Genomic DNA, 21,733 nt, shown 5'->3' on the forward strand with positions numbered 1-21,733 from the left:
GGGTCCAGCATTTACCATCGACTCTATCAGAGCGCGCCGCGCCAATTTCAATGCGGCCTCACAGCCGTAACTCATTCAGCGTCAGCGATTGCAGCACTCCGGGCGATACCGCCAAGACCGATGCCTTTCCAGAAAATGAACCCGCGCGGACTGAGTCGATACGGGCCGCCGGCCAACCGTGGCCAGGCGCTCTCGCTCATTGTAGTCTTGCAGAGCCCACGGAAAGAAGGCGTAGTAGCGTGCTCGGGGCGTGATCGAGGTAATGCAATAGAGGAGCTCGTTCGAAAGTCTTGCTGAAACCCTCAATTCGTGGCCAAGAGGATCTGCCTCGCTAGCTCTGGGCAGCTCCTTGATCCAATGCAAAAGTCGCAAATTGTCGGTTGGCTTTGCTATTTGAAACATACCGGCCCCGGCAGACGAATCTGCCGAGTAGTATAGCCGGACGGGTCAGCGATGCACGCGCTGGTTGATGTGGCCGCATTAGCCTTATGGGTTATGCGAGCCTTCGATTTGCCTATCTTTGGCGGAGGACGCGCGACCCAAAAACGAGTGCCGCCTCGCGCCGTCCGCACCGGGCCGGCGCAGGATGCCAATTGCGCGCCCGCCTCTTGTCACGGCTAGTACTTGATCTTTCTCAGAACCGCCTCGTACTCCTTTTTATTCGCAACAACGATCGGTGTTTCCTTCGGACGATCCCGCTGTTCAGCAACGTCGAGACGGAGGCGCTTATCCAAATAGTATAATAGCGCATGGCGGACGCGCAGCTCGCAGCGGCCGTCTATCATTCCGTAATCTCCCTCTATCGTCGCTTGCTGTGCCTTGGAAAGTTTTGGATTGGGAATCAAAACGACGGTGAAGAAAGCCGTCCAGTCAATATCGGCCGCGGCGTCTGCCGCGGGCGGGCCCATTTCTCCAATCCGGAGACAGCGCGAAATGATGAAGTCCTTGAATGTTCGCTCGATGTGGCAGAACGCTCGCAGGTGCCATCGAAGGCCATCGGATCCGAACGCGTGAGGGGTAATCTCACGCCATATCGGTTCAGGACGGCTGTCATTCAAGGAATGATACTCGATCGAAATAGATCGCCGCTCACGAACTGCTTGCAAGAATGAGCGCAGCACTTTGGCGTCGACCCTGCGAGCCGGGATCGGAATCACGCCGACATCCGGAAGATCACCAATCCAGGTATCGAACTTACCAATGACATTCTCAGATAGCGCCCGCAGCTGCGCGAGATAGCGTTCCGCGTTTGGCTTGAGAAACCGGGGCGCGAACGTATCGGCCGGCACGAAGCGCTTAGCGCTGGCGTCATAGCGGATATTTTCGGGAGCGAGCTCTCGATATTGAGCGAGGTCGGCGGACGCCTGCGGCACGGAGACGCCAAAACGCTCCCGAATGTCAGCACGTTTGACGCTCCGGTCCCAATAGAGACGAAACTCAATAAATTCAAGGCGTTGTTCGATGCCCCATCTTAAGCGCGCAGACTGGTCTTCCACAGGGGCCACCCCTCTATCAGTAAAGTTTCTTGACAGGTAAATTTACTTAACCCATATAGATACTATTCGCACCGGCCACTCGGGTCAACACTAGGGCTTGTGCACTGCACACCTATCGAGGGTTAATTATGAGCCTTGCCCACGTTGGCCATTCCGAAATCGTTCGCTTCGCCGAGGAGCGCGTCAACCTGCCCAAGGACAAGGCAGACGAATACCGCGGGCAAGCCAGGCGTCTGCGCGAAAAGCTTGAGGCGTATTTGGGCGAGCACCCCGACTTTACGCTGAAGAAGATGCTTCTGTCGGGCAGTCTCGCGAAGGGCACTGCTCTCCGCACGCTGAACGACATCGACGTCGCCTGCTACATCAGCGGCGCCGACGCGCCGCAAGACGTTGCGGCCCTGTTGGAGTATTTGGCGCAGCGCCTCCGAAAGGCGTTCCCGAATTTCAGTCCCGACCAGGTCAAGCCTCAAACCTACAGCGTCACGGTGTCCTTTAAAGGCACCGGCCTCGACGTTGATGTCGTGCCGATTTTGTACAATGGCGATCCCGATTGGTACGGCAACTTGGTCAGCCAGGACGACGGGTCGTTTCTCAAGACCAATATTCCTTATCACCTTGAATTCATCCGGAAACGCAAGAAGGCACAAGAAGCTCATTTTGCGCAAGTTGCGCGACTCGCAAAGTTTTGGACGCGCAAGATCAAGAGTGAAAAGGAAGGCTTCCGCTTCAAATCGTTCATGGTCGAGTTGGTTCTCGCACACCTCGTCGACAATGGCGCCGACTTCTCGGACTATCCTGAAGCGCTTCAGCACTTCTTCACCTACATCGTGAAAAGCGACTTCCGTGAGCGGATCGTTTTTTCGGATTACTACAAGCCCTCAACCGTGGGTTCGATCACCGAGCCCGTGCAGATTATCGATCCTGTCAACGCTGCCAACAACGTCAGCCGATTGTACACCAAGGAGCGGGCCGGCGCGATTGTCGATGCAGCTATGGATGCCGGGGATGCCATCGACGCCGCGCGCGGAGCGCCGACGAAGCAGGAGACCATCTATTACTGGCAGAAAGTCTTTGGTTCCTCCTTCCAGGTGTAAATAACATGAGCAACAGTTACTCAATCTCGGAATCGGCGTCTTTCACCGTCACCCACGCGCGGCACATGGCCGCGAAGGTCGCGACCGATTTGAAGCGCGTGCAGCGCTTCTACGGCGTTCCTAGCGATAGCGACATTGCTGACTACGAGACTGAAGTGATCGAGCTCCTCAAAGCCGGCTACATGGGCACAGTGACATTTGGGTTTAAGCGTAACGACACCTGGATTCCGCCGACGCTGCGATACACCGCGCAAGACTTGGCGGGCATGACCGCAAATGACGATGATCCGGGACGCATTCCTGCCGGCGCCGACGTTAGCAACGCCCGCTTCTCGTCGTTTCTCACTTATAGCGCGAAATGGGACGCGCTGACGTCAGACCGGCGGGATGCGTTCAAAAAATCTCTTCCCCACTATCGCACCGGAGCAGATGAGCCCGGAGTGGACGGCTATTTCAGCTCGGACAAAACCTATTCGTCCGGCGGTCAGGCCCTCAATCGTGACACTGTACGGAGCTGGAAATGAGCGGTAAGCCGAACATCGACGACCTGTTTGAGCGGCGAACGCTGCTTCCCGACTTTGCTGCTCAGGATCGTCTCGCCGCCCTCGTTGGTATCGACGATCAGAAGTCGCGTCTGACGAAGATCCTGGCTGTTCTCGTCAATCGGGGCGGACTTGCAGACTGGGCGGCGAAATATCACCCGAAGATGACCGGCCTTCTGAAGACCGTCACTCGCCGCCCGCCGCTCGTCGTGCTCGCCGGGGATGTCGGCTCCGGAAAGACCGAGCTTGCCGAGACGATTGGCGATGCCGTTGCAAGGCAGGAAGGCATCGAGATCACCATGTTTCCGTTGAGCTTGTCCGCGCGAGGGCAGGGTCGCGTAGGCGAAATGACGCAGCTCATCTCTGCGGCATTCGACCATGCCGTAAGCGAGGCCACGAAATTCAAGAGCCAAACCAGCAAGTCGCGAGGCGGGGTCATTCTTCTTGTTGATGAAGCTGACGCGTTGGCTCAGTCGCGAGAGAATGCGCAAATGCACCACGAGGATCGCGCCGGCGTCAATGCATTCATTCGGGGGGTTGATCGCATGGGGAACGGCGGACTCCCGGCTGCTGTTGTGATGTGCACGAACCGCCTCGGAGCGCTGGATCCTGCGGTTAAGCGCCGTGCCGCCGACATCCTTCACTTCCAGCGGCCCGACGATGTCCAACGGCGCGCTTTGCTCACTGCGCCACTTTCCGAGCTTGGATTTTCTGCGACCCAGGTCGAGCAGCTGGTCACGGCGACCGGACCGCGACCGGGAACCCCGCATGGATTCACGTTCTCGGATCTCACTCAGCGCCTGCTGCCTGGCATCGTTCTCGATGCATATCCCGCGAAGCCCATTACGTTTGAGCGCGCGCTAGCGGTCGCGAAGGCGATTGGTCCGACCCCGCCGTTCCAGGAGAAGACGATATGAGTGATTGGTCGCTGTCCCAACTTCTCGCGGGTCTGCATGCTGACATCCAGCAGAAGCTCGAAATCTCGAGAAAGTCTTTCGCACACCCTAGCACCAAGGGTGACGCCAGTGAGTCTGTCTGGCTGGAGATGCTGAGCGCCTATTTACCGCAACGCTATCAAGCCGCGACAGCGCACGTTGTCGACAGCAAGGGCAACTTCAGCGATCAGATCGACGTCGTCGTTTTTGATCGACAGTACTCCCCCTTCATCTTCAAGTACCAGGGGCAAACTATCATCCCGGCGGAGAGCGTCTACGCAGCTTTCGAGGCCAAGCAGGCCATCAACGCCGCGCAGATTCGGTACGCTCAGGATAAGGTTGCCTCTGTGCGGCGGCTGCACCGGACCAGCCTTCCGATTCCCCATGCAGGGGGCGTCTACCCGGCAAAAGCGCTCATACCCATTCTGGGCGGGCTACTGACATTCGAGAGCGACTGGTCACCTGCCTTCGGCCCTCCCCTCGAGAATGCCCTCGCCGGCGGAGACGCGGAAGGTCAACTTGATATGGGCTGTATCGCAGCTCACGGGCATTACACACGCGAGCCGAATCCTAACCGCTACGTGTTCACGCCAGAGGGACGGCCGGCAACGGCGTTTCTATTCAATCTGATTTCACGCCTTCAATTCAGCGGAACGGTCCCAATGATCGATATCCAGGCCTACGCGCGTTGGCTCACCAACTAGGCTGCCTACAAGGATAAACAGTGGATAAAGGGTGCCTTGCCCACAAGAAGTCTCGACTTCATGAATACCAGATCGCTCATTTTCTCTTCGAAAGAGGCTACCGATAAAAGATAGCTGAGTCTGGCTTTCCGGGTTTTCCCGCAGATTTCCGATCACTCAGTGAGAGATCAGTTGCGGAAGCGGACGGCTCTCTCGATCAGCATCGGTGCTTGCGCCGAATTGGAGGATTTCCGTCGTGCAGTCATTTCGCTTTATCCATACCGGCGATATCCATCTCGACAGCCCCTTGAAGGGCCTTGCGGGACAGCAAGGCGCGGCAGCCGAACGGATTCGTACCGCGACACGCACCGCGTTCGAGAACCTCATCAACCATGGGATCGAGGAGGCGGTCGATTTCGTAGTCATCGCCGGCGATCTCTACGACGGCGATTGGCGCGACTACCAGACCGGCCTCTTCTTCGTGAAGCAGATGGGCCGCCTATCGCAGGCCAAGATCCCCGTCTTCTTGCTTCACGGCAATCACGACGCCGAAAGCCAGATCACCCGCAAACTCACACTGCCGACCAATGTCAGCGTGTTTTCGGCGCGCAAGGCGGAAACCTTCCGCCTGCAGCATCTTGACGTCGCCTTGCATGGCCAGAGTTTCCGGCAGCGCGACATCACGGACAATCTGGTACCGGCCTACCCGCCGCCGGTCACCGGTTGTTTCAACATCGGAGTCTTGCACACCGGCTTGGACGGCATGCCGGGGCACGCGAATTATGCACCATGCGCCATCGAAGACCTTATCAACAAGGGCTACAACTATTGGGCGCTCGCGCATGTGCACCAAGCCGCAGTTCTCCATGAGCGACCTCACATCGTGTTCTGCGGTAATCTGCAAGGTCGCCATATTCGCGAGAGCGGGGCGAAAGGCGCTTCGCTGGTTACGGTCGAGGACGGTCAAGTCGCGGAAATTGCGCCGCTTCATGTTGACTGCGTGCGCTGGATCCGTTTGCCGGTTGCGGTGGAACAGTGCGGCGCTGTTGCCGACGCCGTCGATCGCATCCGTCAGGCCATCGAAGAGGCCGTCGAGCGGGACGCGGAAGGGCGGCTGCTCGCGTCCAGAATCGAACTGACGGGACGCACCGGATTGCACGCTGAATTGCTCGCTTCGGCGGCTCACCTCCTTGCAGAGGCAAAAGCCGCAGCTCTGGGCTTAGGGGAGGAAGTGGTATGGGTCGAGCGTCTCGTGGTTGCAACCGCGAGCGATACGGGGGGCTCGCGCAAGGACGCGTTAGGCGATCTTGAGCGCATCATCGAAAGCGCTGGCGGCGACACTGAGCTGCAGGCGCGACTCGCGGCGGACCTTGGCGATCTCGTTCGCAAACTACCCCACGACATCCGTACGGACGCGGACGACGCCGTGCTCAAAGCGGCCATCGACGGCAACATCACAGACTTGATCGCCCGCGGGGGTGCGTATCTCAGCGCACGTCTCGCAGCGGAGAAGGTGTAATCATGCGCATCCGGCAGCTCGATCTACTCCGATACGGCCACTTTACCGACGCCATCATCGATTTGCCGGCCGGAAGGCCGGACTTTCAGATGCTGTTGGGCGGGAATGAAGCCGGAAAGTCGACGTCCATGAGCGGGGTCGAGGACCTGCTTTTCGGCATCCCAGCCAACTCGTCCCGCAACTTCGTGCACGAATACAACACCATGCGGGTAGGCGCGCTTCTGGAGAAGGGCGACAATACCCTCAAGGTGCGCCGTCGCAAGGGCAATAAGGACACATTGCTGGGCAGCGATGATACACCCCTTCCTTCTGGCGAGGGGGCGCTTGCACCGTTTCTGGCCGGAACGGATCGCCGGTTCTACACGCGCATGTTCAGCCTCGATCACGAGCGCTTGCGACAAGGCGGCAAGGAGATCCTGCAGGCGCAGGACGATGTCGGCCAGATGCTGTTCTCGGCAAGTGCCGGGATCATAGGCCTGCGCGATACGCTCAAGGCCATGGAGGCGGAAGCCGACGCCCTTTGGGGTTCACGCCGCGCGGCGCATCGAAAGTATTTTCACGCGGAAGAACGCATGATGACTGCCGATGCCTCCATGCGCGACAACGTCGTGACCACGGCCAAGTGGCAGTCGCTCAAGAGCGCATTCGAGGCGGCCAATGATGCTTACAGCATCATTGAGAGCGAAATCGAGATCAAGTCGGCGGAGCTGCGCAAGTTGGGCCGCATCCGTCGGGTTCACCGGGATGTGCGCAAGCGAGCGGAGACTGAAGGCGCTCTCGACGCACTCGGCACGGTCATCCCGTTCGATACCGACGCTTCCAAGATTCTGGAGAAGGCCGCCAAGGACGAAGCGGCCGCTACGGCGCGCATCGCGACTTTGAGCGAGCAGATCGCCACGCTTAAGGCGGAATGCGCCGCCTTGATTTTCGACAATGCCTTGCTGGCACGCGCGGAAGACATTGCGCAGCTCCGTGATCGCCGCATCCAGGTTCGGGCCGGGAAGGCCGATCTCCCCAAGCGGCGGGCGGAATTGGCTGCGGCAGAAGCCACTCTCAATCGGCTGGCAGGCGAGCTTGAATGGAGCGGAGACATCGATCAGCTGATCGCGCGCATCCCTGGCAAGGCTAAGGTTACGGTCCTTCGCGGTTTGCTCAATCGCCGCGGTGCGAAATCCAGCGCGGTAGAGAATGCAAGGAGCGGTGTGGCCGAAGCCGAAGAGAAGCTCGCCGAGACCGCGGCGGAAATCGAGGCCCAAGGACCGGTTACGGATGTCTCGAAGCTGGCGGCGATCATTAAGGCCGGACGCCAAATTGGCGACACCGCCGGCCAGATCGCAAATTCGAAGCGCGAGGAAGAGGAGGCGCGGACTGCCATTGCACGCTTGCTGAAAGCCTTGCGGCCGACAGTCGCCGATGCTGCCGTCCTCGAATTGGCGCCGGTTCCCCCGCTAGCTTCGGTTGAGACGCATCGAGATGCGTGCCGCACCTTGGAGCAGCGGCAGCGGACCTGGGCGGAACAGATTCGCAGCGCTGAGCAGGAGCGCGTCCGTCGTCGGAAAGCCCTCGAACGCCTCGTTGCAGACGAGCACGTCATCACAGCCGACGATCTCGACTGCTTGCGCGGTCGGCGCGACACGGGCTGGTCGATCATTCGGCGCCGCTATGTAGAAGGCGTTGTGGTTTCCGACGATGAAACGGCAGCCTTCGGTCCGCCCGATGCGCTCGCGCAGGCGTTCGAGGCCGCACTGCTCGGCGCAGACTTTGCCGCCGATCGGCGCTTCGAGCACGCCGATGCTGCCGCGCAGCTTGCTGTCATTGGACGCCAGATCAGCGAGCAGGACGATCTGTTGGAATCCTTAGGTCAGGAAGAAAGGGCATTGGCGCAGGAGCGCGCAATCCTGGATGCAGCTTGGGTAGCGCTGTGGTCCGGTGGTTCCATTACGCCGCAAGATCCCGACGTCATGATCGAGTGGCTGCGCATGAGATCCGACATCCTTCACCTGAACGCGCGGCTCGCGGCGGCCGAGCGGCATACACGCGTATGGCAACAGCGTGAAGACGAGGCCAAGCGTCTCGTGCTCGCCGAATTTGACGCACTGGGGATTGGCTCTGCATCGCTGATTTCACAGCCGTTCCACCTCCTCATTGAGGCTGGTGCTGCACAAGAGCGCAGGCACGATAACGCCGCCAAGACGGCCCGCGATCTCAACGAAGCGCACCGCAAGGCGACCAGTTTGGTTACGCGCAAGCGCAAGGATCTCGAAGTGGCCGAGGCGGAATGGACGGCGTGGACGAGCGCCTGGCAAACCGCCCTGGCGGCGTTGCAGCTCGCCGACACGTCCACGCCCGAGACAGCCGAAGCGCAGATCAACGCCATTGAGGACATGCGGGACGCGGCAGCGCGCATCAACGACCTGAGACATGAACGTATCGAAAAGATCGAACGCGATGCGAACGCGTTCGAGGCCGACGTGGCAGCCTTGTCTCGAGCCATCGCGCTACGCCTGAGCGTCACTGATCCAGAAGAAGCCATCCTGTTGCTCGACCGCCAGGCCGCAGACGCAACGCGGCTACAGGATCTGAGGGCAGCGAAGGATTCCGAGATCACCGGCTTGCAAGAGAAGATCGATGAATGCCGCGAATCGAGCCGCGAGGCACACGAGACGATCGCGCAGCTTGCGCAGAAGGCCGGCGTCGCATCGACCGACGAGCTGCGAATCGCAATTCAGCGCTCTGACGAGATGCGAAAGCTCAACACCGAGCTTGATCGGCTCACGAACGCGCTGGCGCAGGATGGCGACGGCCTTTCGGTGGCGGAACTGAGCGCCGAGTGCTTGGGCATCGACCTCGATGCCATCGCAGCCAAAGACCAGACGGTCACAGACGACGTGAAGGAACTGCACAATCGCTTGATGGAAGCGCGTGAGGCCCGTAACGCCGCGCGCCAAGCCTTCGAAGCCGTCGGAGGTGACGACCGGGCGGCGAGGGATGCCGCCGATCGGCAGGCGGCACTCGCCGAGATGACCGAGATCGCGGAGCAGTATGTCCGCCTTCGCTCCGCAATCACATTGCTGCAATGGTCGATCGATCGCTATCGGCGCGAGAAGCAGGCGCCCATGCTTAAGCGCGCAGGCGAGCTGTTCGCCATCCTAACGTGTGGTTCCTTCCAAACGTTGCAGCTCGAATTCGACGAACATGACAATATACAGCTCGCCGGCCTACGCCGCGACCATGGAACGGTGCCTGTTGCCGGCATGAGCACCGGCACCGCGGACCAGCTCTACCTCGCGCTCCGGATCGCCGCTGTCGAGGACTATCTCGATCATGCCGAACCCATGCCGTTCATCGCGGACGACCTGTTCATTAATTTCGACGACAAGCGCGCGGCGGCAGGCTTCCGTGTCTTGGGCCAGCTCGCCAAGAAGACGCAAGTCCTGTTCTTCACGCACCACGAGCACCTGCTGGAAGTCGCTCAAAAGGCCTTGGGCGCTCCGATCAACGGCGTTACACTGCCGGTAGCCGCGAGCCCGCCACCACGGTCGGAGGCCGCGTGAAGGCCCCGGGTCCAGGGAGGGGCCGATTAGTTTATTCAAGGATTTCATTGCGCAGGCGCGTGCTGAAGCGCTATGCCTTAGCTCCTGTGACATCGGCGCCGATATCTGTCACGAAGGCAATCGCACCCCTATTTCCGCCTTGATAGTGCACAGGCGCGATCCGGAGACTCCGAAGCATTCGGGGCCGCGACCGCTTCAAGGACTAGATTACTGTTGGGATTCAGGCCCCGACCCCAGGACTATGATTCTTGGGCTCGCCTATCTGGTCCGCTCATCACCTCGCATTTTGTCGCGCCCCTCTGCGTCGATGCCTCGCTCCGGGCCGTGGCGCCGGGTCTTGGCAAGCTCCGAGAGCTCATTTTTTAGCGCATGCCGGCGGGTTTCGACAGCAGGCATGTCCTTGACGAATTGCAGAACTTGGCGAGCCCACTCGTGATCTGCTGCCGCTCCAGACCGATCTAGCTCGGCGGCATACTCGAGGTATCGCCGCCTAATCGCGTCCTGACGTGACTTAATCTGTTGGTCCCAAGGATGTTTGGCAGTCTTGCCGCCCCTCACTTCCGAAAGCACCTCCTCACGGGCGAGCCGATCGACATGGGGCATCATCTTTCGCTTGCGCATGGCGAGGACCGCCCCGCGATCGGCCTTTCGAACTCGTCCGCGGGTCCGCCGCGGCGTTGCCTCCGCCGCGATCCCGCGAAGCCGGAGTTCGCCGGCAAACCGTTCTCGCCAGGCCTGAAGATCCGCCTTGCGGGGATTAAGACGCTTGCCGTCATGGCCGAGTGACCGGACGGTCAAGTGCACGTGGGGATGCTTGCTATCGAGATGCTGGACGAAGACGTAATCGCGATTGCAGCCAAACGTCTCGATGGCAAATGCCCGGACTGAATCCTTGACAGCGGCGGCATCGGTGCCAGCAGGCATCGACAGAATGATGTTGATCGAAAGCGATCCATCGCGGCGACGCTTGTCGTCGAGACCGGCATCATCCTCCCAGCGTTGCTGCAGATCTTTCAATCCGGAACGACCAGCCAACGTCGCGCCCTGCTCGGTTTCCGCATCGAGCTCACCGTTTCGCGTGATGTAGGCAAGGTGCGACTTGAGATGCGCCACACCCTCGGTGCGACCGGTGATCTTGACCATCACCTCTGGTGCTCGGCGCACGATGCGCTCGAGCTTTGCACGCATCGCCGGCGTAAGGTGGCCGGGAACCGCCGGATCGGGGATATCCCACTCGGCCCGCCTTGGGCGCCGATTGGGGGTTTCCCAGACGTACGAGATCGGCGGAAGTTCTGCGGCCAGGTCGTTCGGCCGCGGCGAGTTGCGCCGACTCATCGCCGTCCATCCCAATAATCTGCGTTGCCGTGTAGGGCATTACGCAATTGCGCCAGCTCTTTCTCAATGACCAACTTGGCCTCTTGAACTGCGGACAGATCGGGCTCAACCGCCCTGCCCTGCAGCACACTGGCATTTGCGGCGCGCGCGATCTGGTTGATGTTGCCACCGATTCGGTTCAGCTCGCGAACGATCGCGCGGAGCGCCTCGTGCTCGCTCGGAGAATGCTGCACCGGTGACGCCAGTCGCGAGCGCACTAGGGCGACGATCCAGCCAGTTCGGGTCATGCCACGCTGCTGTGAAACCTCTGCAAGCTGCCGCATCTCGCTCTCGCGAAATCGCACCGTCACCTTCTCCGGTCGCCCGACAGGCAGCACGGAGATGCGCGGCACTGGTGTAGCAAGTGCCTCAGCAATGAGACGCCGCAACAGCGCGGATTTGCCGCCCTGGCTCGCAGCAAGAGCTGAGAACTCCGTCGCGACTTCGTCGGAGACGCGAAGAGAGATCAGAGCCATGCAGTCCAATCCCAATCGCGATGTAATACATCGCTGGCGCGAAGCCTATCCTGCACTAGAAAACGCGAATCTCTCCAACCGCTCGATGTTGGTTCGAACCAATAGGCTCTGCATCCAAAGCTCGGGAGTTTCTGCCGGTGAGATCCAACGCAGACGACAATCGATGCGGAGTATTCCTCCGGGAATGACGCAGACGTCACCCCTAATGCTTGCACGCCACGAACGCCACGCGTGCAGATCGGCAACATTGGCACCGAGCATGTGGACCGCGGCTTTCCAGCAGCCTCCGGCCTCTCTACAGCGCTGTGGGGGGCGCGTTCGGCCTCCGGCTGCTGCGCTAACGCGCCATCCTTCGGATGGGAAATCCGCTCCGCCGCCGTGCCAAGCGCGGCAGTGTTTCTGAGGAGACAGTCCAAGGCCAGCTTCATGCGAAAATGATCTCTTCAATCGTGATCGTCGATGCCGGCACCTCTTCCGCTTCTTCTGCGCCATCGACCAATAGCACGGCATGGCGTGAGCCTTGAGACGCGAGCCGATCGACGAGAAGACAGCCGGCGCGATCTTGGTGGCGCACTCTGATCGTCACTGACGAACTCATTCGATCATTTCGATGGACGGAAGACTTGGAGCGCTTCTCCGCGGCCGCCGTTACACGGTCTTTCTCTATGGGTCGCAATGCTACTTGCGGTGCGATCGGGCCTCGGGCCGATTGTGCTCCAGCGGCACCTTCACTATCAACATGGGAACCGCTGGCCTCGCTGCGAATTTTGCGAGCCAGCTGGCGGGCGTGGGCGTCGGTGAAGCTCTCCTGCGCCGCACATATGGTCTCGACGGCGTTGGGCTGCTCACGCCAAGCCTGGTAGAGTTCATACACAGCACGGATTGACGAGCCGGCAAGCTTCGACCGGAGAAATTCCGGCATACTTTGGACCGACGCGTAGCGAGACACCCAGTCCCTGGGCTTGCCGAGCTTGCGCGAGATGTCAGCTTGGCTATCGCCCTGCTCCAAGCGGTCCGCGACGAATGCCGCAATTTCAGGGGCATCGAGGTCATCCCGCTGGATGTTCTCAATCATCTGAACATAGCGATCCGCAGAACCAGCGGCATGAATGAAAGCCGGGATGTCACGGAGTCCGGCGCGCTTGGCAGCGCGATATCGCCTCGCACCCATGACGATCAGGTACCGGCCTTCGTCGGCCCCCTGCCGCAGCACGATCGGTTGCAACACGCCATGCTGAAGGACCGATTCCGCGAGCTCATCGAGCTTCTGTTCGTCGAAGCTGCGACGGGGCTGGCCTGGATCTTCGTCAATGCGATCGATGGAGATGGAGGTCGGTCGCCCGGTTGCGACGACACCATCTTCCGCGGCGTCGATGAGCTGCTTAAAGCTGAGATCAAGCGCCATGTGCCGTCTCGTTCATCTGCGCGACGATCTTGCCGAGAACATCACGGATTTCGCGACCAGCCTCCTGCGCAGAGCGGCGCTTGAGCTTCCAGACTGGCAGGCGTTCCGCGACAGCCTCAGCGTAGCCATCCCTTGCAACGATCTGGCCGGGGAACACATATTTGCCGGCCTCGCGCAGCAATTGCTCAAGATGGGTCCTTTGACGGGGCGATTTCGTATTGAAATTCGAGGGCAGCAACCCGAGAAACTTCGTATCCTGGCGACCATAACGCCTCTGCACACCGATTACGGTCTGCATCAGACCTTTCACGCCCTTGATCGAGTAGTCCTCCAGATAAATGGGGGCCAGGACATGCGACGCTGCAACCAAGCAGCCAACACTGCGCAGTCCAAGAGATGGCGGGGTATCGATGACGCAGGCGTCGAACTGATCCGACGCGAGAGCGAGATTCTCTTGCAGGGTCGTTATGGCGGCCGCATTGCTGCGATCGAGATCAGTCAGCGAGCTGTCGGCCGGCGCCAGCGTGAGGCCTTCTTCCCGAGGTGCGATCCGTATCCCCGGCTTGAACAGATCCGCGGCTAACGTTGAACCGGCATAGTGCCTCAACGTGTCCGACGCATTGCTCTGCGCATCAACGTCGATCATGAGAACGCGGAGATTGGCTTCCGCCATGAACCAAGCCAAATGCACAGCAAGCGTCGTCTTGCCGACCCCGCCCTTTTGATTGTTGATGACAATGGTCTTCATCTCAAAATCCGGAATGGGTCTGGCGGCGTGGGTTCATGTCCTCGTCCATCGTTTCGTGGAGGTGTTGGTTTGAACCAACAGCGATTGCGAATCCGATCACCGGAACGATCCCGAAATTCACCCGGAGAATCCCCTGCCAGAAGAGTCAGGTCAGTACATCGCCAACGGAAGGAACAAAGCTGGCAAGCGCGGCCGGGACCGTGCTCGTTGCTGGACCATTGCTGTCGACAGGGTCGCGAGAGGATCGTCACGCGAATGCGCGGAGACCGCTTGCGGGCTCCGGGAGCGCCGCCGGGCGGCGCGAATAGAGCTGTCCCCGGAGGGGCTCGCCCAAACGATTAGCGCAGTACTACCCGTAGGCTAGCCTTATTGGTCGGGGCCCACTCTCTTTTTTTAAGCATTGGCGACCATTCAATTCGGCCAATTCAAGGATTTCGCATGTACTGGATGACTGTCGTGTCATATGGCTTAGGCGTTCTGAGTTTTATGCTTTTGCTCGCTGACATTATAGGCGTCTGGAGAGCAGTTGCTGTCTACCGAGTTCTAGCTGTCGTACTCATAGCTCAGGCCGTCATGTCCTCTGTTGTTGCCAGAGCCTCGTAAGCATTTGATTGAGCCCGCAACAACCACGGAATTGGGCGCGCTTTGTGTACTCGAAAGGGAACGTGCCTCGGGCGCAAAGGCTCGAGACCCGGCTTCAGACCAAGCAATCGTGGGGGAAAACCCTATTCTGCAATCGCTCCAGAAAACTTGCCAATCCTTGCAGAGTAGCGCTGCGGATCGCTGATCTTCGATTCAGCAGCATCCAGCTATCCGCGAAGCCGACCCTGTTCAGAGAATTGTCGCTGATCCGCAATTGGGGCCAATCGGCACGAATGGCGAGACCATGGTGCAAACCTTCGACGGCAGTGCAGAGGCTGTCGAAGGGTACGAACGGCTGGAACGCGACAAGCAGAGGCGCGATTATGCGGACGGAAAACTGTCATAGTCTCGCAATTTTTCGGGGATTACGGCCCTGCTTGTGATGCTGGCTCTATCTGTTCCACGGCCCTGATGTCAGACGAGCAAAATCGAAACAAGACGGAGCTCGTTCAATGACGACTGCCAATGAGATCGCCGAAAAGATTGCAGCCGAGAACGACCTGACAAAAGCTCAAACGAAATCCATCGTCGATAGCGTGTTCAAGGCCATCGCTGATGCAGCCGTAAGCGGAGCCGAGACCAGCCTTCCCGGATTCGGCAAGTTCAAGGTCAAGGATAGCCCTGCCCGTGAGGGCCGCAATCCCTCGACCGGCGCAACGATTGCGATCGCAGCTTCCAGGAAGCTGACGTTTACACCTGCCAAAGCCATGAAAGATGTTCTGAACGGAGGAGCGGCCCCAAGCGACGGTGCGTCGTAAGACGCAAGACGCAAGACGAGGGGGCTTATGCCCCCTCCCCGGCTGCACGCGCTTCGTCGCGTTGGCGGATGAGCTCGGCCAATTCGAGTTCGAGCGCCTTGCGCTCCGCCGGCGTGAATACGCAGTCGCGCAGCTCGGCGCGCAACTCTTCAATGGTGTCGATGGTCATGATCGCATCTCCAGTCGAAGGGAGCGGGCCCCGTCTTGCGGCGGAGCCCACTGGCTGAGCGTCAGTCCCGGTTGGGCCGGGACCAGATCAGCTGGAGACCTTCCGCACCTTCGACCTCGGTCAGAGTGGCGTAGATCGGGGCGGGGAAGCTCGGATCGTCCAGCTTGACGGAGAGGTAGTCGCGCTCGGTGTCCTTGGCGGTCTTCTGCCAAGCAGCACCCAGCTCGACGTTGCCTGAGTAGATGCGGAAGTGCGGTCCCTTGTCGGAAGGGTTCTCGACGCGGATCAGCTTGGCCTTGACGTTGAGGTTGAGCGTCTTGATCGCGCCGGAGAAGCCGTTGCCGGTGGAGGTGAAGGTGCCGATGGTAGCCATTGTCTCATTTCCTTGTTTTCTCGGGCCGCGCCTATCGCTACCTCGATGGCGGTCGTGAGACCGGAGGCGATCGACCTGCACCCGGAGGGCCGGAATGAAATGGAGGGCGGCCGGCAGCGACTTTCTTGGACCGCGAGGAATGGTGCGCAGCGCCAGGGGAAGAAAGTCGAGGACGGGCGTTGCAGGGACAAGATCGAGAGCCCGCAAAGCGGGATCGGCCTTCGGTCAGACCAGCCTCTATCGAGGTCGCAGATGGGTGTGCCCGTCGCGAAAACACATGGAATGAAGGCAGGCGGCCCTAGTCGGGCATTCGGATCTCAGGGCAATGGGCGTCGCAGCGAAACGTCGTTCACCATAAGCAGGCCACCTAAGCGCCGGGTCGTCACCTACCAGGGAAACTATCGCTGTCAGCAACGTCGGCGCACCTGTCGAAGTGGCCATCGCAAGATCGATAACGAGGCTGCCGACGTTCCCGCCATGCGGATGTAACCCGGTCCTCCGCATCCATGCGACCGACACGCCCTGCGAGGCGTGAAACAGATGCTAGCGTCGGTGGACGTGCCGGCCGCCGAGTCCGGGACGATTCCGCCGGCACGCGCGATGGAACGAAGCTCGGCGTGCGGGTCGCAACACAGCATTGGTGCGGGTTGTGAGCACGATCGACGTCAACAGCGATCCGGCTGGCGGGCTCGATTTCGGTTCGAACGTTACTTGGCCGGCGGCCGCAGCGGGCTTTCCGCCCATTTCCGGGCAGCGGGATCGCGCAGCGGGTCGTCTTCGCAGGCCAGGCAGACGTTGCGCGGCCGGCCCGGCGCGACGTCGTCGGGCACAGCCGTCATCGGCTTCCCGCACTTCGGGCACAGCTTCCGGCTCAGGTAGAGCGGAGTCATGGTTTTCCCTGCCGGGCACCAGCTTAGTTCCCAGTGCGCCGCGAGCACAAGTAGATCGCCGAAACTTGTCCGCATGCATCGGACCGCTTGACGTGGAGCGCGTCCAGCATTGAAATCCGGCTTTCAGTGATGTTGCGGGGGTAGCGTCGTGGAAGAATTTTACAGGGGCTTTGCACAGCGGGCGCGCGATCTAGCCGAGAACGCGGACCCATTCACCAGGCGGCGGCTCCTCGACCTGGCCCAGCGATACGACCTCAAGAGCAGACCAGGATCACCCGGCGGACGGTCCATCCCGCCCCCGCGCGCAACGCCACCGACCGTGCTGTTCTCCAGCTCTGGCGAGTCCTGAAAAGCTCGCAGTGCAGATCGTGGGCCGCTTCACCGCCACATCGTGGGCGCGCCGTTAGTCGATGTTCTGCCGCTCCCCTTCGACTCCTTCCCTCGCATCGCACCACGGTGGCCTCCTGCGCCCTGCGGCGGCGGCCTTGGTTCTATCGAACCATCGAACACTCCGATCGCGCCCGCAGTGCAGTTTGCGTCCCGCGGTTCCGGAGTCGCAGGGCATCGGAACGCCCGCTCGCTTCTAGGAAGCCTGTTTATCATTCGCAGTCTTTTGCTTCTTCCAGAGCGCCATGATCTGCGGCCCGATGGAATAATTGCCGGCCCTAGCTTTGGCCGTAAGACCCCGCAGATAGCCGCCCGGGCTTTTGACTTCCGCCGAGCGTTGCAGGATCGCGGCGACCGTAACCGCTGCATCGCCCTCCCCCATCGCATCCACGGCGTCTTCCCAGGCGCTCGGGCTGATCCCCAGCGCCGATCGAACAACCGCAGCCGTCGCGATGAATTCCGGCCAGCTTCCAATTCCTGTCCGCGAGTACATGGCGATGTCGGGGCAGGCCTTGAGGATCAGCCCCAACGGGAATCCCGTCGCCTGTTGGCTCCTCCTCTCCGGCACCGGTTGGGTTTCACTGATCGGCCCCCCGCCTTCTTGAGGGGCTGGTTCAAGTTCAATTGAGGGTTCTGGATTTGAATTCTGATAGTGCGCGCCGGAATGGCTGTCATTGCCGTCCGTTTTCTGTGCAGAGAGATGGGAATCCAACAGTTTGCCCGCCTCTGCTGCGAGACGCTCCAGGCTTTCGGCTAAAGGCTCGAGGAGGCCTAGCCCGACCACTCGCGGCAAACGGCCACTGAGGCCGGCGAAGCGCCTCCGAACGTTCGCCCAGTCGCCCTGGGCCCCCTCCTCGGCCGCGATAGCAATCATCTTGGAGATATCCCGCCGCAGTATCGAGACACGCTCCCGCGCCAAGGCGATGGTGCGGCGCTCGATCCTCACCTCGTCAGCCAGACGATCAAACTCCTCGGCCCGCGCTACGATCGGCGTCAGATCAAACCCGAAGGCCTGCTCGATTGTGCCATCGCCGGATCGCCGAGCGTATCGCTTTCCGTTGGGGCTATCGCGGCGGATGATGAGTCCCGCGTTGACCAGCGCGAAGAGATGCCGGCGGAGCGTGGTCCCTGCCATGCCGTGCGTGCGCTCGCTCAGCGACGCATTCGAGGGGAAGACGACGAGGTTGCCAGGGGTGAGAGCCGTCTCCGGTAGACACGTCAGCAACGCGTTGAGCACGGTCAGCGCACGATCCGAGATATCGAGCCGATCCCTTGCATCGGTGATCGCGCGGAAGAGCTTCCACTTGTGAACTACTCTGTCTTCAGGGCATGCCTTCGCGGCCGCCTGGCTCGCCACCATGGCAAGCGTCAGCGTCCGCCGCCCGAAGGGCGTCGTTGGGTGACTGTCGGTCATGTTCTTCGCCTTTCCAGGCAAAGAAAAAGCGCTCGGCGAATCGATACCGCAGCAAATACGCTTGACTGGGATTCGCGTCCGTGATTCTCTAAGGCTGCTTACACGTTAGAGAAGGCTTCCGGGGCGGAGACGTTTCGGGGGCCTTTTTCTTTGCGTTCTACTCCTCTGTTGAAAATCGATACGCCTACTGATCGCGCGGCAAGCCTTCGTTGCTGGCTGCGCCATGTTCTGCAGGAGCCTGGGGAAGCGCGCTTACGCAGTTCCCTTGAGGTACTCCACGTAGAGTTCACCTAGCCGCCCTACGACGAATTCGCCGAAGCCCGGGGCGACCTTTTCATTTACCGCGAGCGTCGTCTTTTCCGTTTTGCGGTCGATCGAGGCGACTGCCTTGCCGTCGGCCGATGTCCAAGACTCGGGTTCCGCTCGCTGCGGCGGGGGCGCTAGCGCTGCGTATACGGCAAGGAAACGCGCATCGGAATCTTTACTGCGAAAGGCCTGGCTCGAGATCAGCGTCGCCAAATCGCCGATTGCATCCTTGCCTTGGAGCAAGGATTCGAGCTCCATCCAGCGTCTCCGGCCAGTTTTCGGCGCTGGGCCAATTGCATCGATCAACGCGCGCGGAATGGCACGGCCAACCGAGATCAGGCGGGAGAGTTCGGTCTTGTCCACGCTGAGGGCGGATCCGATTGTCTCGCGCTTGAACTCGCGGTCCTCGAGAGCGACGGCGTAGATTGCCCTCTCGATGAACGAAAGATCCTTCCGTTCGCCGTTCTCCTTGCCTTGCGCCACCACGAGCTCTTCGTCGGTCATCTTCCTGATGACCGCACGGACCGGCCTTCCGAGCGCACTTAGCGCTCTCACCCGGCGATGACCGTAAGCCGTCTGGTAGCGGGCCGGCTGACTCGGATGAGGACGCAGCAAAACGGGAACGAGCTGGCCGTTGGCGGAAATCGATTGGACCAGAGTCTCATGCTCCTCGTCCGTACCAGGCATCCGGTCGGGTACGATCGATGCGTCGATCAGCGAGGGATCGATTTCGAGCACTGTCTCGCCATTGGCGAACCGATCGGCCAGCGCTCTCGCCGCTTCGCTCTCGGCAGACAGTCGCTCAAGCGATCGGCTCATGGCTCCGACAACGCCGCGCCCGCCGAGGGTCGGCTGGGGTGCCCTCCCCTCCTCCGTCGGCGGCGCGCTCGGACCGGTGGCGTTGCTCAGCAGATCGCTGAGTAGGTTCTTGCGTCCCATCAGGCTCTCCCCCAGGCCGCTTGCATGAGATTCTGGATTTCCCCATTGACGCCGTCGAGCGACTCCATCGCTCGGTCGTAGGTCGATCGCGTGAACTGTTCGCGCGGAACCTCGTAGAGGGTTTGCTTGGTGATGCCGGCGTCGCTGATCGCGGTGCTTTTCAGCATCATGTTTGTGATCATGCGGTCGCCGAAAAGCGATCTCATGAAGCCGACCATCTGCGCCTGCGGACCGTCGCCGGGTTCGTAGCGGGTGACGAGATATCTCATCCAATCGTAGTTCATGTTGCCGCCGGCTTTCGCGACGACTTCCAGCAAGTCCGAGGTCATCAGGAGAAACTGCGACATCGACATCACGTCGAGCATCTGGGGATGCACCGGGATGAGGACCGCGGTCGCGGCACATAGCGCCGACAGCGTGAGGAATCCCAGCTGGGGCGGACAATCGATGACCACGGCATCGTAATTCGCCTCCACCGACCCGAGCACCGTGGCCACCCTTGCGAAGAAGAGTGGATCTCCGGACTGCCGCTGGGCCAGAGCCTTGGGCGTCTCGTGCTCGAATTCCATCAGTTCGATGTTGGCTGGCACGATATCCAGGAGCGGGAAGTAGGTCCGTCGGATGATCTCGCTCAGCTCGCGGCGGCTGTCGTCGTAGCGGATGGCACCATACAAGGTGCCGTTCTCTTCGACGTCGAATTCGGGCTGGTATCCATGCAGAGCCGACAAGGACGCCTGAGGATCGAGGTCGACGGCAAGCACTCGATATCCCTGCAACGCGAGGTGCTGGGCCAAGTGCGCCGCGCTGGTGGTCTTGCCGCTACCGCCCTTGAAGTTGACGACGGCTATGACTTGCAGATGCTCGCCTTCCCTACGCGTCGGAAGATATCGGCGCGAGGCCTTTCCGGTCTCGTCGAGATAAGTCCGAAGGGCCTGAATGTTGCCCAAGGAATAGAGACGTCGGCCGGCCGGGCCGATCTCGGGATCGGGCCCCTTCTTCTCGAGCGACAACTGCCGCAAATAGGAGTCGTTCACGCCGATCAACTTGGCCGCCTCGCCGGACGAGAATCGACGTAAGGTTTTGGCGGCTTTCGGCGGGAAGAGTTTCAGCCTGTGGGCCACAAGCTTCGCGGATAGCTCGCGAGCGTCCGCAGCGATCAGTTCATGGATCGCGCGAGGCTCATTTAACGCCGAATGATCGGCAACAGTTTGTTCTGTCAAAGACACGGCGGCATCTCGTGGTTACGACATTTTGCCGAAAACTCTACATTCGGCGTTAGTAACTCCGATTCTGTATCGCTCGGCAATGAAGAAAGGGTTAACGAGACATTAAGGCGGGAGGGCGCTGGCTAGGCCAACGAACCAGTCGTGCAAAGGCCGAGCTCTGCGTGCATCGCGATTCAACGAGGCAGCGACAATGCGGTCGCGAAGTGGTCCCCTGCTCGGCGGAGTTCGCCCGCAATCACCCTCACCTGTCTGATAAGTGGCGTCGGCCAGACTGCTCGACGTCGAACTTCTCAAGCACCGCTGCAGTCATTCGGCGCCATCAGCTACAACATCGCGGCTCCCTAGCCGCCAAACATCCTGCCGTGGACGACCCTCCACGTTCAGAAAGCCATGGATGGCGCCATGAAGATTTCCTTCCCCCGAACGATAGGCTGCTGCCAGCTCAATGCAGTCTTTGTCTGGGATAGAAAATCTTGAAGCGCGAGCGATGGAGGTTCTCGGCCCGTGACGAGATGAAGGAGCTTTCGACCTCAAAAGGAGAGCCCTTCTTATTTCCGAGCAACACACCGGGCGTCACCAACTTTCTTCGTGGGCTGAGCCGGCTTTGCGTCCTTTCGAGCCGTCTACTCCCCGCGTCGTCTGCAGCAACTGCAAGACGATGCCCCATGCCGACATCGAGCCAGCGCAGAACCTCATCGCCATCAACGATCAGCCCGACCGGAGAAGGGTGCCTATCGATCTAGCCTCGCACCAGCCGGACATTGGATGACGGCCGTGAGCCGAACCCCTTCATTGGGGAAATT

At 60.4% G+C, this 21,733-nt stretch carries 20 protein-coding genes; 9 read left to right on the forward strand and 11 right to left on the reverse strand.

All coding sequences use genetic code 11. The features are described from left to right. Window positions 1–617: 617 nt before the first annotated feature. The gene (locus tag QRQ56_RS34100; RefSeq protein ID WP_438745810.1) at window positions 618–1,496 is read right to left on the reverse strand and encodes a WYL domain-containing protein; all 879 of its coding nucleotides are present in this window, start codon (window positions 1,494–1,496) and stop codon (window positions 618–620) included. 128 nt (window positions 1,497–1,624) lie between these two features. On the opposite strand from QRQ56_RS34100, the gene QRQ56_RS34105 reads away from it, so the two are divergent. From QRQ56_RS34105 to QRQ56_RS34130, 6 genes are all read left to right on the forward strand, one after another. Beyond that, window positions 1,625–2,590, forward strand: coding sequence for a CBASS oligonucleotide cyclase (locus tag QRQ56_RS34105; RefSeq protein ID WP_438745811.1), 966 nt, complete (start codon window positions 1,625–1,627; stop codon window positions 2,588–2,590). Between the two features lie 5 nt (window positions 2,591–2,595). Beyond that, a complete protein-coding gene (locus QRQ56_RS34110) occupies window positions 2,596–3,114 on the forward strand; it encodes a hypothetical protein (RefSeq protein WP_438745813.1) in 519 nt (172 codons plus the stop codon). Continuing rightward, window positions 3,111–4,049, forward strand: coding sequence for an AAA family ATPase (locus QRQ56_RS34115; RefSeq protein WP_438745814.1), 939 nt, complete (start codon window positions 3,111–3,113; stop codon window positions 4,047–4,049). Before QRQ56_RS34110 ends, QRQ56_RS34115 begins: the two co-directional genes overlap by 4 nt. Next, window positions 4,046–4,771 (forward strand): DUF6602 domain-containing protein, encoded by a 726-nt coding sequence (locus QRQ56_RS34120; protein WP_438745816.1) that lies wholly within the window; start codon window positions 4,046–4,048, stop codon window positions 4,769–4,771. Before QRQ56_RS34115 ends, QRQ56_RS34120 begins: the two co-directional genes overlap by 4 nt. 235 nt (window positions 4,772–5,006) lie before the next feature. Further along, complete coding sequence (locus QRQ56_RS34125; protein WP_438745817.1) at window positions 5,007–6,269, forward strand: metallophosphoesterase family protein; 1,263 nt, start codon at window positions 5,007–5,009, stop codon at window positions 6,267–6,269. A 2-nt stretch (window positions 6,270–6,271) separates the two neighbouring features. Continuing rightward, complete coding sequence (locus QRQ56_RS34130) at window positions 6,272–9,823, forward strand: AAA family ATPase (protein ID WP_438745818.1); 3,552 nt, start codon at window positions 6,272–6,274, stop codon at window positions 9,821–9,823. Window positions 9,824–10,081: 258 nt separating this feature from the next. On the opposite strand, the gene QRQ56_RS34135 is transcribed toward QRQ56_RS34130, so the two are convergent. The 4 genes from QRQ56_RS34135 to QRQ56_RS34150 all read right to left on the reverse strand — a co-directional run bounded on the left by QRQ56_RS34135 (window position 10,082) and on the right by QRQ56_RS34150 (window position 13,826). After that, entirely contained in the window at window positions 10,082–11,158 is a 1,077-nt protein-coding gene (locus QRQ56_RS34135; protein WP_438745820.1) for a relaxase/mobilization nuclease domain-containing protein, read from the reverse strand. After that, window positions 11,155–11,673, reverse strand: coding sequence for a plasmid mobilization protein (locus QRQ56_RS34140; protein WP_438745821.1), 519 nt, complete (start codon window positions 11,671–11,673; stop codon window positions 11,155–11,157). Before QRQ56_RS34140 ends, QRQ56_RS34135 begins: the two co-directional genes overlap by 4 nt. A gap of 424 nt (window positions 11,674–12,097) precedes the next feature. Next, on the reverse strand, window positions 12,098–13,078 hold the full coding sequence (locus tag QRQ56_RS34145; RefSeq protein ID WP_438745822.1) for a ParB/RepB/Spo0J family partition protein: 981 nt from the start codon (window positions 13,076–13,078) through the stop codon (window positions 12,098–12,100). Then, on the reverse strand, window positions 13,068–13,826 hold the full coding sequence (locus tag QRQ56_RS34150; protein WP_438745824.1) for a ParA family protein: 759 nt from the start codon (window positions 13,824–13,826) through the stop codon (window positions 13,068–13,070). Before QRQ56_RS34150 ends, QRQ56_RS34145 begins: the two co-directional genes overlap by 11 nt. Before the next feature lie 886 nt (window positions 13,827–14,712). Between QRQ56_RS34150 and QRQ56_RS34155 the strand changes: the two genes are divergently transcribed. Both QRQ56_RS34155 and QRQ56_RS34160 read left to right on the forward strand, forming a co-directional pair. After that, window positions 14,713–14,814, forward strand: coding sequence for a hypothetical protein (locus QRQ56_RS34155; RefSeq protein WP_438745826.1), 102 nt, complete (start codon window positions 14,713–14,715; stop codon window positions 14,812–14,814). Window positions 14,815–14,920: 106 nt separating this feature from the next. Next, window positions 14,921–15,226 (forward strand): HU family DNA-binding protein, encoded by a 306-nt coding sequence (locus tag QRQ56_RS34160; RefSeq protein WP_438745828.1) that lies wholly within the window; start codon window positions 14,921–14,923, stop codon window positions 15,224–15,226. 25 nt (window positions 15,227–15,251) lie between these two features. Here the strand turns inward: QRQ56_RS34160 and QRQ56_RS34165 are convergent, their stop codons facing one another. The 3 genes from QRQ56_RS34165 to QRQ56_RS34175 all read right to left on the reverse strand — a co-directional run bounded on the left by QRQ56_RS34165 (window position 15,252) and on the right by QRQ56_RS34175 (window position 16,658). Next, window positions 15,252–15,395: a hypothetical protein gene (locus QRQ56_RS34165; protein ID WP_438745830.1), complete on the reverse strand. Its 144-nt coding sequence runs from the start codon at window positions 15,393–15,395 to the stop codon at window positions 15,252–15,254. A 61-nt stretch (window positions 15,396–15,456) separates the two neighbouring features. Beyond that, window positions 15,457–15,768 (reverse strand): DUF736 domain-containing protein, encoded by a 312-nt coding sequence (locus QRQ56_RS34170; protein WP_018273795.1) that lies wholly within the window; start codon window positions 15,766–15,768, stop codon window positions 15,457–15,459. Between the two features lie 707 nt (window positions 15,769–16,475). Continuing rightward, complete coding sequence (locus QRQ56_RS34175) at window positions 16,476–16,658, reverse strand: hypothetical protein (RefSeq protein WP_438745833.1); 183 nt, start codon at window positions 16,656–16,658, stop codon at window positions 16,476–16,478. Between the two features lie 148 nt (window positions 16,659–16,806). On the opposite strand from QRQ56_RS34175, the gene QRQ56_RS34180 reads away from it, so the two are divergent. Further along, entirely contained in the window at window positions 16,807–17,007 is a 201-nt protein-coding gene (locus QRQ56_RS34180) for a hypothetical protein (RefSeq protein ID WP_438745834.1), read from the forward strand. Between the two features lie 234 nt (window positions 17,008–17,241). Here QRQ56_RS34180 and repC read toward each other — a convergent pair whose 3' ends face one another. From repC to repA, 3 genes are all read right to left on the reverse strand, one after another. Beyond that, on the reverse strand, window positions 17,242–18,459 hold the full coding sequence (gene repC / locus QRQ56_RS34185) for a plasmid replication protein RepC (RefSeq protein ID WP_438745835.1): 1,218 nt from the start codon (window positions 18,457–18,459) through the stop codon (window positions 17,242–17,244). A gap of 252 nt (window positions 18,460–18,711) precedes the next feature. Beyond that, complete coding sequence (gene repB, locus QRQ56_RS34190) at window positions 18,712–19,704, reverse strand: plasmid partitioning protein RepB (protein WP_438745836.1); 993 nt, start codon at window positions 19,702–19,704, stop codon at window positions 18,712–18,714. Then, entirely contained in the window at window positions 19,704–20,924 is a 1,221-nt protein-coding gene (repA, locus tag QRQ56_RS34195) for a plasmid partitioning protein RepA (RefSeq protein WP_438745920.1), read from the reverse strand. The genes repB and repA overlap by 1 nt, the downstream gene beginning before the upstream one ends. Between the last annotated feature and the right edge of the window lie 809 nt (window positions 20,925–21,733).

The sequence above is a fragment of the Bradyrhizobium sp. U531 genome (assembly GCF_051710265.1).
Taxonomy (GTDB): Bacteria; Pseudomonadota; Alphaproteobacteria; order Rhizobiales; family Xanthobacteraceae; genus Bradyrhizobium.

Coding starts and splice junctions, on each gene's coding strand:
- QRQ56_RS34135 (WP_438745820.1), bottom strand. CDS start 11,158: ATGAGTCGGCGCAACTCGCCGCGGCCGAACGACCTGGCCGCAGAACTT.
- QRQ56_RS34155 (WP_438745826.1), top strand. CDS start 14,713: ATGGTGCAAACCTTCGACGGCAGTGCAGAGGCTGTCGAAGGGTACGAA.
- QRQ56_RS34115 (WP_438745814.1), top strand. CDS start 3,111: ATGAGCGGTAAGCCGAACATCGACGACCTGTTTGAGCGGCGAACGCTG.
- QRQ56_RS34110 (WP_438745813.1), top strand. CDS start 2,596: ATGAGCAACAGTTACTCAATCTCGGAATCGGCGTCTTTCACCGTCACC.
- repB (WP_438745836.1), bottom strand. CDS start 19,704: ATGGGACGCAAGAACCTACTCAGCGATCTGCTGAGCAACGCCACCGGT.
- QRQ56_RS34175 (WP_438745833.1), bottom strand. CDS start 16,658: ATGACTCCGCTCTACCTGAGCCGGAAGCTGTGCCCGAAGTGCGGGAAG.
- QRQ56_RS34170 (WP_018273795.1), bottom strand. CDS start 15,768: ATGGCTACCATCGGCACCTTCACCTCCACCGGCAACGGCTTCTCCGGC.
- QRQ56_RS34120 (WP_438745816.1), top strand. CDS start 4,046: ATGAGTGATTGGTCGCTGTCCCAACTTCTCGCGGGTCTGCATGCTGAC.
- QRQ56_RS34165 (WP_438745830.1), bottom strand. CDS start 15,395: ATGACCATCGACACCATTGAAGAGTTGCGCGCCGAGCTGCGCGACTGC.
- repC (WP_438745835.1), bottom strand. CDS start 18,459: ATGACCGACAGTCACCCAACGACGCCCTTCGGGCGGCGGACGCTGACG.
- QRQ56_RS34145 (WP_438745822.1), bottom strand. CDS start 13,078: ATGGCGCTTGATCTCAGCTTTAAGCAGCTCATCGACGCCGCGGAAGAT.
- QRQ56_RS34160 (WP_438745828.1), top strand. CDS start 14,921: ATGACGACTGCCAATGAGATCGCCGAAAAGATTGCAGCCGAGAACGAC.
- QRQ56_RS34105 (WP_438745811.1), top strand. CDS start 1,625: ATGAGCCTTGCCCACGTTGGCCATTCCGAAATCGTTCGCTTCGCCGAG.
- QRQ56_RS34140 (WP_438745821.1), bottom strand. CDS start 11,673: ATGGCTCTGATCTCTCTTCGCGTCTCCGACGAAGTCGCGACGGAGTTC.
- QRQ56_RS34130 (WP_438745818.1), top strand. CDS start 6,272: ATGCGCATCCGGCAGCTCGATCTACTCCGATACGGCCACTTTACCGAC.
- QRQ56_RS34150 (WP_438745824.1), bottom strand. CDS start 13,826: ATGAAGACCATTGTCATCAACAATCAAAAGGGCGGGGTCGGCAAGACG.